The organism is Thermoplasmata archaeon, assembly GCA_038851035.1.
In the GTDB taxonomy this organism is placed as follows: domain Archaea; phylum Thermoplasmatota; class DTKX01; order VGTL01; family VGTL01; genus JAWCLH01.
This window is the reverse complement of the sequence record JAWCLH010000004.1, coordinates 26,272-42,840: the sequence shown is the minus strand read 5'-3', so window position 1 is coordinate 42,840 and position 16,569 is coordinate 26,272. Positions and strand designations below refer to the sequence as shown.

The following is a 16,569-nucleotide window of genomic DNA, read 5'->3' as shown; positions in this document are numbered from 1 at the left end:
CAGCTTCCCCTCCCCCCTCACGGCCACCCGCGCCTCAAGCATTCCCGGCGTCGTGCCTCCCCTCAACCCCACCAAAGACCTGCCTGAATAGCTCGAGGGTCTCCAGTGCCTGCCGCTCGTCGAGGAGCTGGATGGCGAAGCCCGCATGGACGATCACCCAGTCCCCCACTGTGGCATCGACGAGAGAGAGATTGACCTCTCGGACCGTTCCGCCGAAATCGACCTTTCCTGTGTCGCCCCGCCTCTCCAAGACGAGAGCTGGGATGCCCAGGCACATGCTCCGCTGGCAACCCGTTTCTCGAATAAAGCGTTTTTGGTTAGGACGAGGCGCCGGTGCCGCACGAAGGGTGAGAGCTCACTGTGTTGGCGCACTGGGCCTCGGCTCGAACGCCTTCTGGGGACAGGTGGCGGCGTCCGCGCTCGGGAGCCTCTTGCCTGCGATAGGGCAGCTGCCCTCCGTCTCGCTCTGGGCTGTGTAGTGCTTGCACTCGGAGCAGGTTTTCTTCCTGACCGCCTCCTTCGTGGCCTCCACGCCCTTCTTTCCAAGCTCGACGCCCTTCTTCCCGACCTTCGCCCCAAGGTCCACTCCCTTTTTCCCCACGTCCTTCATCTTATCTATAAGGCCCATTCCGGTCCCTCCTCCCCATCACGATTCACTAATACCAATAATTACATTTTGCCCCGCAGAAATGCCTCCGTCGCCGTTGGGAATTCTGTCGTGCAGGAGGGGCTCCAGCCCCCTCTCCCTCACCCGCCTCACAACCATTTCCGTTATCGGTATGTTGTATGAAACGCCACCGGTCCAGCCGATTCTCCTGAGCCCCTCCCTTTCGGCCGCTTCGGCTGCCACGTCTACCATCTGCCCGACTAACGACTCAACAATGGAGCGGGCCCAGTCCGCCCTCTCCCTCTCCGTCAGCACCCTTCCCTTCACCGCCATGTGCAGCTGTCTGAACAGAGGCGTCACGGGAATCACGCGGGTCGCGCAAGTGCCTCCCCCTCCTAGCTCCTCCATTTCAAACCTATGGACTGCCCTCCCCTTTTCCAGATATAGCTCCAGCCTGATGGCTGGCTCCCCATCATAGGTTCGCGCCTTCCCCACGCCCAAGTAGCAGGAGATTGCGTCGAGAACCCTCCCGAGGCTCGAGGTGAGTGGGCTGCTCCCCTTCAACCTCAGCAACACCTCCGCCCTATCTCTCTCGAGGAGGCTCTGGTGCTCCCATTCCCTCCAGTCCACCCCCGCTTGGCCAAGCAGAGCCAGAACTAGTCTGGGTGGGTCCCGGACGGCAGCGTCACCACCGAGCAGCGGGAAACTCTCAAGTGTGCCCACGCGCTCGAAGCCCCTATAGGAGGCAAGCAGAATCTCACCGCCCCAGACCGTCCCGTCGGCTCCATAGCCCGCGCCGTCGGCCGCTATGCAGACCAAGCGCTCATCCCTTTCGACGCCGTTGTCGAGCATCAGCGAGGCCGCGTGGGCCCAGTGATGCTGGACCTCGTCAACCTCCGCCCCCCACTCCCGGGCCAGCTCTGCGCCCAGCTTTCGTGTTGCGTACTGGGGGTGGAGGTCCACAACGACCCTCTCGATGCTCTGAACTCCCAGAAGCCTCATCAGATGCCTGGTAGCACTCTCCTGGAAAAGCTGAACGCTGTACCTTGTCGTGTTCCCGATGTACTGGGTAGCGTAGAGCCTCCCGTCCTTAGAGACGGCGGAGGTCACGTTCCTCTCAGCGCCCATGGATAGGACCCGGCTTTTGTAGGGCACGGGAATTCCGTCCGGCACCCAGCCCCTCGATTTCCTTATGAAGAACCTCCGCCCCCGGAATGGAATCAGAACGCTGTCGTCGGTGCGGCTCACGATGGTCCTGTTGTGGAGGAGGTAGAAGTCAAGCCCCAGAGAAAAGGCCTCCTCGTTCTTAATCAGCATGGGCTCGCCTGCGGGGTTGGCGGAGGTCATAATAATTGCGTCCGAGCGCATCATTGAGAAGAGCACATGGTGGAGGCCGGAATAGGGCAGGTAGCAGCCGATGCTGCCCAGGCCGGGAGAAACGCAATCCAGCACCGCATCGCCACCCGCGCCCGTCTCACCCACCTCACCCTCCGCATCGAAACCTCCTCCGGCTTCGCCGCCTCCCTCGCCTCTCTCTCTCGTCTCGCAGGGCTCGTGCCCTATAGCTAAGGACGCTTTCGTTCTGGGGAGCACGACTATCGGCCTTTGTGGCGACGTGAGAAGCCGCTCGGCGAAATCGTCGACATCCGCGACCCTCTTTGCGGCTTCAAGATTTCGGAACATCACTGCGAATGGCTTGGCCGGCCTCCGGTACCATTTCCTCAGTCGCGTGCATTCCTCTAGCCTGCAGACGATGTGCATCCCGCCCCAGCCCTTGACAACGCCGATCTGACCTGCGTCGATTCTTCTGGCTGCCTCCCCTATCGCCTCCAGCCCGCTGGCCAGCACCCTTCCTTTGGCGTCGTGGAGCACGTACTGGGGACCGTCGCGCGGGCAGGATATTGTCTGGGCATGGAAGCGCCTGTCGTCCGGGCTGGTGTACTCCGCACGGCACAAGGGGCAGAGCGGGAACTCGTCCATCGACGTGTTCCTCCGATCGTAGGGCACGTCGCGTATCACGGAGAATCTGGCGCCGCAGTCGGTGCAGTTGGTGAATGGGAACAAGTAGCGCCTGTCCGAGGGGTCGAGAAGCTCTTTGAGGCATGAGTCGCAAATCGCCGTGTCCGGGGGAATCGGCGATACCCTTGACCCAGACCTGCTGTGCACGATGCTGAACCCCTCCACAGCCCTCCGGCCCAGCGCTCTGAGCACCGCGCTCTCATCTGCAGACTCGTACCTCACCTCCTCTATTCGCGCTAGCGGCGGGAGCGCCCTCTTAAGCGCGTCAACGTACTCGCGCGCCCTCCCGTCGACCACAACCTCCACATTGGAGCCGTTGTTGCGGACGTATCCCTTCAGCCCCATCGTCCTCGCGACCCTATACGCGGTCGGCCTGAACCCAACGCCCTGCACGACTCCAAAAAAGACAATGCGTGTGAACTTCACCTAGTGCCTCCCGTTGCCATTTACTCAAGCCCCTCTCGCCTCGCAGGCGCGCGCCACCTCCCGGCCTCCTCCGGTTCCCGCTACCAGATTCCCATCGCCCTCATTAGATTAGGAACGCCCAGTCCGCTCTTGGCGCTGGTCAGAAAGACAGGAGCTTTCGGCCTCAATCTCCGGGCGTCCCTGACAAGCACCTTCGGGTCCACCCCGATTATTTTCGCCAGATCAACCTTGTTGATAATGATGAAGTCGGCCAGAGAGAATATTACGGGGTGCTTGCGCACCATGTCGTCGCCCTCCGTGACCGAGACCACAACCACCCTCTTATCCGTGCCCAGCGGGAAGTCGGTGGGGCAGACGAGGTTACCGACGTTCTCTATGAACAACACGTCCAGATTTTTAAGGTCGAGTTGCTCTAATGCGTGGTCGACGAGATGTGCGTCCAGATGGCACTCCCTGCCGGTGTTGACATTCACGGCCGGGACCCTGTGCGCTCTGAATCTCTGGAAGTCGTCGTCACCGGCAACATCGCCCGCGATGGCCGCGGCCCTCTTCCCCTTTTTCTTCAACACATCAATCATCCTCTCGATGAGCAGGGTCTTACCGGAGCCTATCGAGCCCATGAAGTCGAAGGAAATGATTCCATTCGCCCGGAGGCGCTTGAGGTTCTCCTCAGCGATTCTCGCGTTGGCGCTCAGAACGTCGGCGCCAAGGCCGATTTCGACCGTTTTGTGCATTCGGGGACACCCCCCGCCTTTATCTCTGGTGGCGTTGTAGCACCGAGGAGCGTGGTATTATAATTTTTGGGCGGCCGTGGCCTCCGAGCGGCTGGCGCCGGCCCCTTCATACTGACTGGGTCCGGGCGTTGCGCAGAATTCTCGCTGCCCTCTCGAGGACCATTCCGGCCGCGCGCTCCACCGCTCTGGCCACCGCATCTGAGAGCCCCTCCCTCATCCTGTCCGGGAGGGGGGATGGCTGGCAGGCCAGGATGCCTATCTCGACACCCATTTTCTCCAGCTGGTAGAGCATGTTGGAGGCGGGGGTCATGTGGAGCGAGAAGTCCTCTGCCTTCTCCAGACTCAGCGCAGCTATTGGCACCCAGAAGAGCTCGCCAGGCTCCCTCCCCGCGTCCAGGGCGTCAACGATGATGAGGCCCGCCGGTCTCGAAGGCCCGGTCAGCAGGTTGAACAGGATGGTGCGGGAGCCAGTTCCGGCGTTGATTATGCATACGGCGCCTTCGTCAATTTTTCCTCCGCTCTCGCCCCCAAGTGCCGATACGAGGCGCCCGGAGGCCTGCATGGACAGCAGGAGCTCCGCCACCGCGGGTCCGAAGCCATCGTCGCCGACCAGCGGGTTCCCGCAGCCGAGCACGAGCACTTCAGCGGTGCAGTAGGACGGGAGCTCTTCGCGAGGTTTCTCCACGCCCCCTCATAGACCTGATGATATTTAATCGATGTTCAGAATTCGCTCTGGAGCCGACGCGAACGGCGCTCGTCCCCCCACCACGCGCTCGCACTGGACCAACGGCGGGGGCCCCGGATTGCTGCGCTTTTCTACCAAAATATTAGTAATCTGATAATCTATAAATAAAAGAGTCGCAATGCCATGACAAATAATATCACAGGGACTGGTGAGGGAATAACATGCCGACAATAGCCATTGAGAACTTTGCCGTGTGCACGGGTTGCGAGGTATCGGTGCTGGACATGGGCGAGACCCTTTTGAAGCTGCTGCCCCAGCTAGACTTCGTCCACTGCCAAGTGCTGATGGACAGAAAGTGGTTCGGGCAGAAGGGAGAGAAGGAGAGACTCGAAGTCGCAAGCGCCGATGTGGGCATCATCACAGGTGGCATCAGGACGGAGGAGGACAGGCACATCGCCCAGGAGCTGAGGAAGAACGTGAAGACCCTCATCACGCTGGGTGCGTGCGCGGTCCACGGTGGAATTCCAGCCCTCGCGAATTTGTCCACCCGGGACCAGATAATGAACACCGTGTACAACACCCCGACGACGGAGAAGGGGGTCATGCCCGGCAAGGACATACCACCCCTAACTGACCGCGTCTATGCCGTTGACGAGGTCGTCAAGGTTGATATGCAGATACCGGGCTGCCCTCCCTCGCCCGAAGTCATCGCGAACGCGCTCACGCACCTCCTGCAGGGCAAGCCCTGGTCCTTGCCCGAGAGGAGCGTCTGTGATGACTGCCCGACGAAGAGGGAGAAGAAGGCCCAGGTAAACCTCAAGAGGCCCCTCCAGAACCCCGATAGGGACTACACAAAGCCGCTGAGCGAGATGCGCTGCTTCAACGAGCAAGGAATTCTATGCAACGGTCCCGCCACGAAGACGGGCTGCGGGGGAGAGGACAAAGTGCCTAGGTGCATCAAGGCCAACATGCCATGTCGCGGGTGTTTCGGGCCGATCAGGGCAGGCGCGAAACCCATGGTGGACATGATGGGCGCTCTGTCCTCGATAGGACTGGACCCGAAGCTCATCGAGGACAGGATGGCCCACTTCAACAGGTACATTGGAGCGCACAATAACCTGAGACCCCTTCCAAAGAGGTGATTGAGATGCAGAAGACCATTACCATACAGCCGATAACGAGAATCGAGGGCCACGCCAAAGTGACGATAAACCTGAATGCAGAGGGCAATGTGGACGACGCAAAGTTCCACATAACCCTTCTCCGCGGATTTGAGGAGTTTTGCAGGGGCAGACCAGTCGAGGAGATGCCGCGTATAACAACGAGCATCTGCGGCGTCTGCCCGGTCTCGCACCACCTCGCATCCGCCAAGGCGGGGGACGCAGTGCTCGGCGTGGACATCCCGCCCGCTGCAAGGAAGCTGCGCGAGCTGCTCAACGCCTTTGCATACGTCGAAGAGCATCTCCTGCACTTCTACTTCCTCGCTGCCCCCGACTTTATCATGGGCCCCGGAGCCCCCGTGGGCGAGAGGAACATTTTCGGGATAATCAAGAAGATGCCGGATGTCGCGACCAAGGTGGCCATGGCGCGCCTCCACGCCAACAAGGCGGTCGAGATAATCGGCGGGCGGTCGATTCATCCCGTCGCCGCGACGCCGGGCGGCTTCAGCAAGCCCCTGAGCTCTACAGAGAGGGAGAAGCTCAAGGAGTGGGGGAGGGAGCTGCTGGACATCGCCCAGTTCTCCATCAAGAACGCCAAGGAGAATATATTCCCGAAATATATCGACCTCGTGAAGACTCTGGGCGTCATCAGGACGGGCTTCATGGGCACTGTGGACAAGGAGGGGGCCCTCGACCTCTACGACGGGAAAATCAGGCTGATGAGCGCCGGCGGGGATATAAAGGAGTTCCCGGTCACGGATTATGACAAACACATCAAAGAGCACGTAGAGCCTTGGAGCTACCTGAAGTTCCCCTACGCTCCGGAGCTCGGCCCCTACTCCTTGGACCCCGACAACCCAGGCGGAATGTACAGGACCAACACTCTGGCCCGGATAAACGTCTGCGACAAGATTCGGACGCCTCTGGCAAACGCGGAGCTGAACGAATTCAGGAAGACATTCGGAAGGCCCGCCCAGCAGACTCTTCTATACAACTGGGCCAGGCTGATAGAGCTCCTCTACAACGCAGAGCACCTGAACCAGCTACTAGACGATCCCGAAATCACCAGCACCGACACCCGGAAGGCTGTGACTGTCAGAGCCGCCAGAGGCATAGGCTCCGTGGAGGCGCCGAGGGGGACGCTGATACACGACTACACCACCGACGAGAAGGGCCTCATCAAGGAAGTGAACCTTATTGTGGGGACCACACACAACAACGGGCCGATCAACATGTCAGTCAAGCAGGCGGCTAAAAGTCTCATCAAGAACGGGCACTACGACGAGACCATTCTCAATGAGATCGAGGTGGCGATAAGGGCCTACGACCCGTGCCTCGCCTGCGCCACCCACACCCTCGACGGGAGGGTTCAGGTCCAGGTGGACATTAGGGACCACAGGGGGGTCCTGCTGGACAGCTTCAGGAATTGATGGTGGCCCCTCGCGGGCTCGCCGTTTTTTATACGCTCAGCGAAAGCTATAATGAAGGCGGTGGCTTATCGGGAACTCGTTGATGAGCTCGCCCCCCACTTGAGATAACCGGTTACGAAAGGAACCAGAGGGATGGGAGCGTGGGAAAGGACAACTTTAGGAGCGATAAAAGCCATGGACAGGCACATGGGCGAGGAATTCGACAGGCCTGGCATCAAGTAAGACCGGTTTGGAAATGCGCTTGGGGCAATGGCCGGTGACATAAAGGTGATAAGACGAATGGCCGAAAAGTGGGGGAGGAGCCAGAGGAGACCCCGTAGCCGGTGAGCGCTGCTCAAATCTATGCGCTGTTATCTCTGCCTGTACGGGCTCGGTCCCAGCGCCCTGACCTTCTCCACAAAGTCCCTCACGACCTCGGCGAACCGCTGGCCCTCCGAAGCCGAGACCCACTCCAGCCTGAACCTTTCCTCCTCTATCCCGAGGTCCATGAGCATCAGCTTGATGGCCTCGGCCCTCTGCTGCGCCTTTTTGTTCCCGTCCAGATAGTGACAGTCGCCGATATGGCAGCCGCATATCAGGACGCCGTCGGCGCCCTTGGTGAGGGCATCGATCACCAGATTTGGATGGACCATACCGGAGCACATCACCCTTATAATTCGTATGTTCGGCGGATACTGAATTCTCGATGTCCCTGCAAGGTCCGCGCCGGCGTAGGAGCACCAGTTGCAGCAGAAAGTGATTATCAAAGGCTCGAAGGGCCTCTCCTTCGCGGTTTCCTGACCCTCTGCCTCGCCCATTCACTCCACCTCCGGCGACTCGAGAGCGGCGTCCACCATGTCCGAGAGCTGCTCCAGACTGAATCTCTTTACGTAAATCCCCTTCTTCGGGCAGGTTGCCATGCAGCAGCCGCAGCCCTTGCAAAGCGCCTCGTTCACCCTCACCGTCTTCTTCGTTTGGCCGTCCTTCTCGTACTCGACCAGCGTGATGGCCTTGAATGGGCAGGGGTCTACGCAGTAGGCGCAGCCGTCGCAGTTGGCATCGATGACGGTGGATATCGTTGGCTCGATCTCAAGCGTGTCTCGTGAGAGAACGGTGGCGGCGCGCGAGGCGGCACCGTAGGCTTGCGAGAGCGCCTCGTCAATGAACTTGGGGCCGTGGGCCATCCCGCAAAGGAAAACCCCTTCGGTAGCGAAGTCCACAGGCCTTAGCTTCATGTGGGCCTCGAGGAAAAAGCCATCGCGGTTCAGAGGGACCTTCAGAAGCTCGGAGATGCGGGGGTTGGTTGGTGCCGGCCTGACGGCCGCGCTGAGTACGAGCCAGTCGGCAGGGATGGACATGTCCCTGCCCAGCAGTGGGTCCCTGACCCTCACCCTGAGCTCCTTCCCTAGAGTCACCTCCGGTTTCGCGCTGTCGTCCCACCTCAGGAATACCACGCCCTTCTCAGACGCCTCGCGATAGTATTCCTCCCTGAACCCGTATGTCCTTATGTCCTTGTATAGCACATAAACGCTCGTTGATGGCGAGAGCTCCCTGACCTTCAACGCGTTTTTGATGGCCTGGCCGCAGCATATCCTAGAGCAGGAGGGGTTCTTCTCGTCCCTCGAGCCGACACATTGGATCATCACCACATTCTTTCCCTTGAATTTCCCGTCGGCCAGCAGCTCCTCGAGCTGCCGCTGGGTCACTATGCGCGGGTCCTTCCCGTAGTGGTACTCGGTCGGCACATACTCCACGCCGCCCGTGGCGACGATGACGACCCCGTGCTCGACGACCTCCTCCACGTGCGAGCTCCCCTCTGCAGGCCCCAGCGTGGTCCTGAAGTTCCCGATGAACCCCTCCAGTCCCCTTATCTCGGTCGCCAGATGCACCTTTATTCTTGGGTGCCCAGTCACCTTACCGATAAATTCTTTGAGAATCGCCCTCGGGTCGTCCTTTTTAGAAAGGAGGAAGCGGCTCCGGCGCAGATTCCCGCCGAGCTCCTTCTCTCTCTCGACGAGGTGAACCTCGAAGCCCTGCTCCGCAAGATTGTGCGCAGCGGCCATCCCAGCCAGCCCCCCCCCGACCACGAGCGCAGACTGCTTCACGGGCAGGGTGCCCTTCTTCAAAGGTACGTGCTTCCGGGCCTTCGCGACCGCCATCCGGACGAGGTCCTTGGCCTTCTTTGTCGCTTTTTTGGGCTCATTCATGTGGACCCAGGAGCACTGGTCCCTTATGTTCGCCATCTCGAAGAGATAGGGGTTCAGCCCCGCCTCCCTGCAGGTGTCCATGAAGAGCGGCTCGTGCGTTCTTGGTGTACAGGAGGCTACGACGACCCTGTTCAGCCTGTGCTCTTTTATTTTTTCCTTAATTCTCTTCTGGGTGTCGTCAGAGCAGGTGTAGAGATTGTTCTCCGCATAGACGACGTTTGGAAGCGTTCTTGCGTACTCCACCACAGATGGCACATCAACGACGCCGCCGATGTTGATACCGCAGTGGCACACGAAGACCCCGATGCGGGGCTCCTCGCCCGAGACGTCGAGCTCCTGGGGGTACTCCTTCGGACTGACCCTAGTGCCCCTAGCGGGAGCGATGACGCTCGCCGCCAGGGCCGCCGCCCCAGAGGCCTGGGCCACGGTGTCCGGGATGTCCTTGGGGGACTGGGCCACGCCGCACACAAATATTCCCGGGACATTTGTGCAGAGAGGGGAGGCCATGGTTGTGTCGACAAAACCGTCCTGATTGAGTTTGACCTTGAGCCTGGCCGCCAACTCCTCGAGGCCCCGGGGCGGGCAAAGACCGACTGAGAGGACGACCATGTCAAATGTCTCCTCCCTCATCTCCCCATTCTCGTCTTCGTACTTTATTTTCAGGCCGCCGTCCGGGAGCTCGGAAACAGAGGGGGCCCGGGAGCGAACGTATCTAATACCATACTCTTCCTGAGCCCTCTTGTAGTAGTAGTCAAACTCCTTCCCGAAGGCCCTCATGTCCATGAAGAAGATCGTTGCCCTCAGACCGCGGGCGTGCTCCTGCGCTATTATCGCCTCTTTAGTGGCGTACATGCAGCAAACGGCCGAGCAGTAGAGGTTGCTCCTCTGGTCCCTGCTCCCTACGCACTGGATGAAGGCCACACTCTCCGGCTCCTTCCCGTCGGAGGGCCTCATCACATGTCCAGCGTAGGGGCCGGTGGCGCTCAGAATTCTCTCGAACTCCATGCTCGTCACGACATTCTTGAAGACGCCGTAACCGTAGGGGTTCCCAGGGCGGGGCCTGTAGACCTCGAAGCCTGGGCAGAGGATGATCGCGCCGACGTCGAGAGCCTCCTCCTTTGTTCTGTCGTCATATCTTATCGCCCTCGCCCTACAAGCATATTCGCAGCTCCCACAGCCGATGCACCTGTTTTTATCTATGGAGTACACGAGGGGAACGGCTTGGGGGTATCGAACCGATATCGCGGCCCTTTCGGTCATCCCCTCGTTGTATTCATCGATCGCCTCCACGGGGCACTCCTGGGCGCAGGTGCCGCAGCCGGTGCATTTAGAAGGGTCGATGTAGCGCGGGTGGCGGGCGATTCTGACCCTGAAATTGCCAGCGCTCCCCTCAGCGTCGAGGAGCTCAGCGTTGGTGATAACCTCTATGTTGTGGTGCCTCCCGACCCCCACGAGCTTGGGCGCCATGATGCACATCGAGCAGTCGTTGGTCGGGAAAGTCTTGTCGAGCTGGGCCATCACGCCGCCTATCGATGGCTTGTTGTCGAGGAGATATACCTTGAAGCCCGCGTCCGCGAGGTCCAGGGAAGCCTGCATCCCGGCGATTCCTCCCCCGACCACTAGCACCGCACCTACCTTATCCCTAGGTGCGCCAAGTGCTCCAGCGTTTCCCGAGCCTCCAGGGGTCGCGCCCCCACCCCGCTCTCCCTCCGGCACTCCCGCCATTTTATACCCCCCTCTCCCGACTGACCGCTGCAAAGAGAGGGTACTGCCCCTCCTGCCCGCAGAGCTCGACCAGGCCCTTCTTCTTCATCACAGCGATATGCCTCAGCACCTCGTGGGCGGGGAGGGAGGTAGCTCCAGCCAGCGCCTTTACTGACATGGGTCTCTCGAGCGCCCGGTTGAAGATGAGGGCGCGCGCGTGCTCCGCCCTCACGACCTCCGCGATTGTCTGGTCCATTTCCTCCCGCTTCAACCGCTCCCCATAGACGTTCCCCTTCTCCACGAGGTGGAGGAACTTGTTTAGCACGTTCCTAACCCTCTTGTTCGCCATTGTGTCCTTTATCGCCTGCAGCTCCGGCCTGAGTTCCGGGTGCTCCTTGAGTGGATTGGGACCGAGGGCCGAGATCTGTTCCGAGAGGGAGCGCACGACTTCCGCGAAGCGCGAGCCCTCCGAGGCGGAAACCCACTCCAGCCGGACCCTGCCCCTGAACGCGGTTTTATCCAGAAGGCCCATCAGAACACCCATGCGCTTCTCGGTATAATGGTTTCCTGCTATATAGTGGCAGTCGCCTATGTGGCAGCCCGCGACGAGGACCCCATCGATTCCGGAAAGAAGCGCCTCGACCACGAGAACAGGGTCAACACGGCCCGAGCACATCACCCTGATGACGCGCAGCGTGGGGGGATACTGCATCCTGCTCACGCCGGCGAGGTCGGCTCCGGCGTAGGAGCACCAGTTGCACAGAAAACCCAGTATTTTGGGCTCAAAGTCCCCCATCGCCTCCCCCCTATCCCTTCGGCTCCGGGAATTTTATCGTCACTCGCGTGCGATTCAGGTTGATGGCCATCTCGGCCGGGCTGAATCCCATCGCGATGCCGAGCAGCTGCGGGTAGTAGAGCCCCGGAATGGAGAACTTGCCCCCAACCTTGGTCTCTATCGCCTTTTGGTTGATGTCATACATTACGGCGCAGAAGGGGCAGATGAATGTCATCGCGTCCGCGCCCGCCTCCTTTATGTGCGTAAGCTTCTGTTGTGACATCTTGAATGCCGTCATCTCGTCGATTCCCAGAATTCCGCCGCCGCAGCACTGGAGCTTGTCCTCATAGTCAACGGGAGTGGCCCCGGTGGCGGCCACCAGTTTGTCGAGTGTCTCGGGTCTCTCCGGGCTGTCGAAGCCGTCGTATATCTCCGAGGGCTTGAGGTAGTGGCAGCCGTAGTGAGAGGCTATTTTGATGCCCGTCAATGGGTTGGTCACGGAGGCCTTCAGTTTGTCCAGCCCAACCTCCTCCAGGAGCACACGGGCGAAGTGTCTGACCCTTGTCTTTCCCCTGAACTCTTCGCCGTGGGCCTTCAGTGCCTTGTTGACCTCCTCCCTGAGGTGGGCGTTTTCTTTGAGCACTCTGTCGGCCTTGGTCAGGGTGGCGGTGCAGGCGCTGCAGAGCGTGACGATCTCGAGCTCACGCTTCTCTGCCGCCACCAGATTCAGGGCGGCCATCACGAGGTGTGTTAGGTGGTCCGCGCCCTCCAGCGGGAACCCGCAGCACCCGAACTCCTTGATGTCAATGAACCGAATTCCCAGTTTCTCCGCGACCTTCCGGGCTGGGGCTTCGTAGTGGAGTGCCCTGACGGGAACGGTGCAGCCCAGGAAAAGGGCATAGTCCTTCATTTCGACCCCTCCCCCGTGGTGCAAACCCTCTCAGCCAGCTTCCCCTCAACCTTTTCGCGAATTCTCGTGGCGTCGAACACCTTGCGCACCCTCTCGACGTCCGTGGCCACCTCGGGCAGTCCGAGCTTCCTCCTTTTCTCGTTCTCGAACTCCCCGACCTCGAGGAGTCTACCGTGCTTGTCCAGCATCTCAACGTACGATTTGTACAGGGGATGTACGTTGCCTTCTTTTATTGCGATGTTCCGGATGGCCATCATCAGCTCTGGGATGCGGACGTTCTGGGGGCAGCGCTCGTGGCAGGCGTAGCAAGTGGAGCACAACCATATGAAGTCGCTGCACAGAACCTCTTTTCTCATCCCCAGCAGTGCCATCCGTATGATGCGCCTCGGGTTGTAGCGGTCGTTTATTGCCCTCACCGGGCAGGTTCCGCTGCAAGTTCCGCACTGGAAGCACAGCTTTATGTTCTCCCCGCCCGGCTGTCTCGCTATCTCGAACTTGAACTCCGGGTCCAGCTCGCTTGCGTCGATTACGTCCTCTGGCAATTCATCACCCTCCTGAGAGCGCCTTGATCTGGGCGACGAGGCCCTCTGTGGTGTATGATTTCATCTTTATCGCTCCCTGCGGACAGGAGGCCGCGCAGGTCCCACAGCCTTTGCACATCACTTCCGTGACCTTTGCCTTCCCGCTCCCGGGGTCAACCTGTATCGCCGAGTAGGGACAGACCCACTCGCAGGTGTGGCAGCCGGTGCATTTCTCCTCGTCAACCATTGAGGTCAGGGCCTCCGCCTGCACGTAGCCCCGCATCATCGGGATAGCAGCCCTTGAAGCGGCCGCGAGCGCCTGGTGCACGCACTCGGTGATGTCCGCCGGTCCCCGAGCGGTTCCGCATACGAATATACCGTCCGTCGCGAAGTCAACAGGCCTGAGCTTTACGTGGGCCTCTAGGAAGAAGCCGTCTTGGCCCAGCGGGACCTTGAGAATCTTCGAGAGCTCGCCGGCGTCGGGCTGGGGGACGAGCGGGGTGCTAAGGACGACCATGTCCACAGGGAGCTTCCTCTCCGTCTTCAGGGTTTCGTGCCAGTAGGTCACGACGAGCTTCTCCCCCTCCCTCGTGACGGTGGGCTTGTGGTCGGGCGTGTACCTGACGAAGCGAATTCTCTTCTCCCTCGCCTTGTTGTAATAGAGCTCGTGCTCGACTCCGTAGGCCGTGATGCTTCTGTTGAATATCGTGACCTCGACCCCCGCGCCCGCCGGGGCCGTGACAGAGACTGGCGACTCCTCCTCGGCAGCCATCCTCCTCCTCCGCCGCCTGCGGTCCGTGATGTCCTCCGGCGCCTTCTCTTCCACGGATATCCTGCTGATGAGCTGCTCCTGCCCCTCGACAACCTCCCTCCCAAGCATGTTGTTCAAGTTGTCCATGAGGTTGATGGCGTTCTTGATCGCGACGTTGCAACAGATTCGCGAGCAATAGGAAAACTTTTCACCCCTTGAGCCGACGCACTGGATGAAGGCGATGCTGCTTATCTTTGGCAGCTTCTTCTTCTTGCACAAAATCTCGAACTCTGTCAGGTTGACCACGTTGTCATATGTGTCGTAGCCGTAGAGCCCCTCGGGCATGTAGTCCAGCGCGCCAGTCGCGACTATTATCGTACCCACCTTCACTTCCCGCTCATTTCCGTGGGGCGCAGCCGCGGGAGCGACCGTGGCTCCGGAGGGACCCCCGGCCTCGGGCCCGGCTGGGGGCGAAGGAGCGATTCTCACCCTGAAGTTCCCGACGTAGCCATCCACCCCAGCCACGCGTGAGCTCAGGAATATAGTTATCTTCGGGTGAGACGTCACCCGGTCTATGATGGGCTTGAGGGTCTCCATCGGGTCCCCACCCTCGAGAAAAAGGTTGTGGAGGTTGCGCACGAACCCCCCGAGCTCCGCTTCCTTCTCCACAAGATAAACCTGAAAGCCCTTGTCGGCCAGAGAGAGGGCGGCTGTCATCCCGCTGATTCCCCCGCCTATGACAAGAGACGAAGGCTCGACTGGCACCCTGGACTCGGTCTCGGGCGTGAGCATGGCGGCTCGGGCCACGCCCATCCTTATCAAATCCTTCGCCTTCTCCGTTGCCTTCTCTTTCTCTTTCATATGAACCCACGAGCACTGCTCGCGTATGTTCACGAAGTTGAAGAGGTACTTGTTCAGTCCCGCCTCCTCGCAGACCGACTGGAACAGGGGCTGGTGTGTTCTGGGGGTGCAGGAGGCTACCACGACCCTGTTCAGATTGTGCTCCTTTATCGCGTTTTTTATCGATGCCAAACCGTCCTCGGCGCAGGTGTAGAGGTTGTGGGTGGCGTAGACCACGCCGGGTAGATTCCTCGCGTACTCGGTCACCGCCGGCACGTCGACAAAGCCACCGATGTTGTGTCCGCAGTGGCACACGAAGACTCCGATTCTAAGTCCTTCTTCAGCCCCTCCGGCCGGGCCTCCCCTCGTCTCCCCTCCTCCGCCCCGTGCTCTCTCGGCCCCTTCTTCGGACCCGGCGTCGCAGGTGCCGATTCCGGGGCGAGCGGCGTCTCTCTCATCCTGGCTGCTCAAGCCCTCACCTCCGCTTCCCCTTTCCTTTTGGCGGTCGAGAGAATCACATCCATCGCCCTCGCCGCGGCGGCCGAGCCCTGGGCCACGGATTCGGGTATGTCCACCGGCGAGGCGCAGTAGCCCGCAAGGAAAATCCCCTCCCTCGTCGAGTCGGACGGCCTCAGAATTCTGTCCGCGGATTTGAAGAATCCGTGCTCCGTGATGGATATCCCTAGCACACGGGCCAGGCTATCTACACCTTTCCTTGGAACGAGCGTCACCGCTAGCACGACTGCATCGAACTCCTCCCTTGCGCTCTTCCCGGCGACGTCGTAAAGAACATAAAGATTGTGATTCTCGGGTTTCTCCTCCACAGTCGCGTCAGAGTTTATGTACCTCACTCCATATTCGCTCCTGGCCCTTTCCATGTACTCGTTGAAGCCCTTGCCGGGGGTGCGGATGTCCTTGTAGAAAATCGTGCTCTCTATGTCGTCGTAGTGCTCTCTCGATATTATCGCCTGCTTGGTCGAGTGCATGCAGCAGACAGCGCAGCAGTAGGGGTGGCCGAGGCTCGGGTTGCGCGAGCCGACGCACTGTATAAATGCGACCCTCTTCGGTCTCTCGCCGTCGCTCCTGCGCCTCAGTTGGCCCCCGGTCGGGCCGGAGGCGTTGAGCATCCTCTCGTACTCCATGGAAGTGAAGACGTTCGGGTACTTTCCATAGCCGTACTCAGAGGCCACCGACGGGTCCCAGAGGTCGAAGCCCACAGCAACGACCACCGCGCCTATGTTCACCTCCAATATTACGTCCTTCATCTCGTAATCCACCGCGCCCCGCTTGCATGTCTTCTGACAGAGGCCGCACTTGCCCTTGGTGAGCATGAGGCAGCGGTCCCTGTCTATCAGAGCGACGCGGGGAACGGCCTGCATGAATGGAATGTATATCGCCTTGCGGACCGACATCCCATATTCGAACTCATTGGGCACCTTGGTCGGGCACTTGTCCATGCACTCACCGCATCCAGTGCACCTGTCCTCGTCGACGTAGCGCGCCCTTTTCATTATCCGGGCCGTGAAGTTCCCCGCCTCGCCGTGGAGCTCGATGAGCTCCGAGTAGGTCAGGACGTTGATGTTCGGGTGGCCGTAGCAGTCGGCCATCTTCGGCGCAAGGATGCAGATCGAGCAGTCGTTTGTCGGAAAGGTCTTGTCGAGCTGGGCCATCCTTCCGCCGATGCTCGGGCTCCTCTCTACGAGGTGCACCTTAACTCCTGATTCCGCCAGGTCAAGGGCCGCCTGTATGCCCGCGATTCCCCCGCCGATAACAAGAGCGCTCACATTCATTAAACCGCCCTCCCGACTCTGCCACCATCAC

At 60.2% G+C, this 16,569-nt stretch carries 13 protein-coding genes and 1 pseudogene; 2 read left to right on the top strand and 12 right to left on the bottom strand.

What is annotated here, in order from left to right:
* Positions 1 to 34 precede the first annotated feature (34 nt).
* From QW379_02025 to QW379_02005, 5 genes are all read right to left on the bottom strand, one after another.
* The gene (locus tag QW379_02025) at positions 35 to 277 is read right to left on the bottom strand and encodes a HypC/HybG/HupF family hydrogenase formation chaperone (protein ID MEM2869185.1); all 243 of its coding nucleotides are present in this window, start codon (positions 275 to 277) and stop codon (positions 35 to 37) included.
* 78 nt (positions 278 to 355) lie between these two features.
* Entirely contained in the window at positions 356 to 628 is a 273-nt protein-coding gene (locus QW379_02020) for a hypothetical protein (protein ID MEM2869184.1), read from the bottom strand.
* 18 nt (positions 629 to 646) lie between these two features.
* Positions 647 to 3,052 carry a carbamoyltransferase HypF gene (locus tag QW379_02015; protein MEM2869183.1) on the bottom strand — a complete coding sequence of 802 codons (2,406 nt, stop codon included), beginning with the start codon at positions 3,050 to 3,052 and terminating at the stop codon, positions 647 to 649.
* Positions 3,053 to 3,132: 80 nt separating this feature from the next.
* Positions 3,133 to 3,786, bottom strand: coding sequence for a hydrogenase nickel incorporation protein HypB (gene hypB, locus QW379_02010; protein MEM2869182.1), 654 nt, complete (start codon positions 3,784 to 3,786; stop codon positions 3,133 to 3,135).
* A gap of 106 nt (positions 3,787 to 3,892) precedes the next feature.
* Positions 3,893 to 4,471, bottom strand: coding sequence for a hydrogenase maturation protease (locus tag QW379_02005; GenBank protein MEM2869181.1), 579 nt, complete (start codon positions 4,469 to 4,471; stop codon positions 3,893 to 3,895).
* Between the two features lie 221 nt (positions 4,472 to 4,692).
* On the opposite strand from QW379_02005, the gene QW379_02000 reads away from it, so the two are divergent.
* Together QW379_02000 and QW379_01995 are read left to right on the top strand one after the other, a co-directional pair.
* A complete protein-coding gene (locus QW379_02000; protein MEM2869180.1) occupies positions 4,693 to 5,613 on the top strand; it encodes a methyl viologen-reducing hydrogenase in 921 nt (306 codons plus the stop codon).
* A gap of 5 nt (positions 5,614 to 5,618) precedes the next feature.
* A complete protein-coding gene (locus QW379_01995; GenBank protein ID MEM2869179.1) occupies positions 5,619 to 7,061 on the top strand; it encodes a Ni/Fe hydrogenase subunit alpha in 1,443 nt (480 codons plus the stop codon).
* Positions 7,062 to 7,411: 350 nt separating this feature from the next.
* Here QW379_01995 and QW379_01990 read toward each other — a convergent pair whose 3' ends face one another.
* The 7 genes and pseudogenes from QW379_01990 to QW379_01960 form a co-directional block, all read right to left on the bottom strand.
* On the bottom strand, positions 7,412 to 7,858 hold the full coding sequence (locus tag QW379_01990) for a hydrogenase iron-sulfur subunit (protein MEM2869178.1): 447 nt from the start codon (positions 7,856 to 7,858) through the stop codon (positions 7,412 to 7,414).
* Positions 7,859 to 10,972, bottom strand: coding sequence for a CoB--CoM heterodisulfide reductase iron-sulfur subunit A family protein (locus QW379_01985; protein ID MEM2869177.1), 3,114 nt, complete (start codon positions 10,970 to 10,972; stop codon positions 7,859 to 7,861).
* A gap of 373 nt (positions 10,973 to 11,345) precedes the next feature.
* Positions 11,346 to 11,747 (bottom strand): annotated as a pseudogene (locus QW379_01980) (hydrogenase iron-sulfur subunit).
* A 10-nt stretch (positions 11,748 to 11,757) separates the two neighbouring features.
* The gene (locus QW379_01975) at positions 11,758 to 12,636 is read right to left on the bottom strand and encodes a CoB--CoM heterodisulfide reductase iron-sulfur subunit B family protein (GenBank protein MEM2869176.1); all 879 of its coding nucleotides are present in this window, start codon (positions 12,634 to 12,636) and stop codon (positions 11,758 to 11,760) included.
* The gene (locus tag QW379_01970; protein ID MEM2869175.1) at positions 12,633 to 13,178 is read right to left on the bottom strand and encodes a 4Fe-4S dicluster domain-containing protein; all 546 of its coding nucleotides are present in this window, start codon (positions 13,176 to 13,178) and stop codon (positions 12,633 to 12,635) included. The genes QW379_01975 and QW379_01970 overlap by 4 nt, the downstream gene beginning before the upstream one ends.
* A gap of 4 nt (positions 13,179 to 13,182) precedes the next feature.
* Complete coding sequence (locus QW379_01965) at positions 13,183 to 15,219, bottom strand: CoB--CoM heterodisulfide reductase iron-sulfur subunit A family protein (GenBank protein MEM2869174.1); 2,037 nt, start codon at positions 15,217 to 15,219, stop codon at positions 13,183 to 13,185.
* Entirely contained in the window at positions 15,216 to 16,538 is a 1,323-nt protein-coding gene (locus tag QW379_01960) for a CoB--CoM heterodisulfide reductase iron-sulfur subunit A family protein (GenBank protein MEM2869173.1), read from the bottom strand. Before QW379_01960 ends, QW379_01965 begins: the two co-directional genes overlap by 4 nt.
* Between the last annotated feature and the right edge of the window lie 31 nt (positions 16,539 to 16,569).

Excerpts from the sequence above, each read along its gene's own strand:
- QW379_01995 (MEM2869179.1), top strand. The coding sequence starts at position 5,619 with ATGCAGAAGACCATTACCATACAGCCGATAACGAGAATCGAGGGCCAC.
- hypB (MEM2869182.1), bottom strand. The coding sequence starts at position 3,786 with ATGCACAAAACGGTCGAAATCGGCCTTGGCGCCGACGTTCTGAGCGCC.
- QW379_02020 (MEM2869184.1), bottom strand. The coding sequence starts at position 628 with ATGGGCCTTATAGATAAGATGAAGGACGTGGGGAAAAAGGGAGTGGAC.
- QW379_01985 (MEM2869177.1), bottom strand. The coding sequence starts at position 10,972 with ATGGCGGGAGTGCCGGAGGGAGAGCGGGGTGGGGGCGCGACCCCTGGA.
- QW379_01990 (MEM2869178.1), bottom strand. The coding sequence starts at position 7,858 with ATGGGCGAGGCAGAGGGTCAGGAAACCGCGAAGGAGAGGCCCTTCGAG.
- QW379_02025 (MEM2869185.1), bottom strand. The coding sequence starts at position 277 with ATGTGCCTGGGCATCCCAGCTCTCGTCTTGGAGAGGCGGGGCGACACA.
- QW379_01960 (MEM2869173.1), bottom strand. The coding sequence starts at position 16,538 with ATGAATGTGAGCGCTCTTGTTATCGGCGGGGGAATCGCGGGCATACAG.
- QW379_02000 (MEM2869180.1), top strand. The coding sequence starts at position 4,693 with ATGCCGACAATAGCCATTGAGAACTTTGCCGTGTGCACGGGTTGCGAG.
- QW379_01975 (MEM2869176.1), bottom strand. The coding sequence starts at position 12,636 with ATGAAGGACTATGCCCTTTTCCTGGGCTGCACCGTTCCCGTCAGGGCA.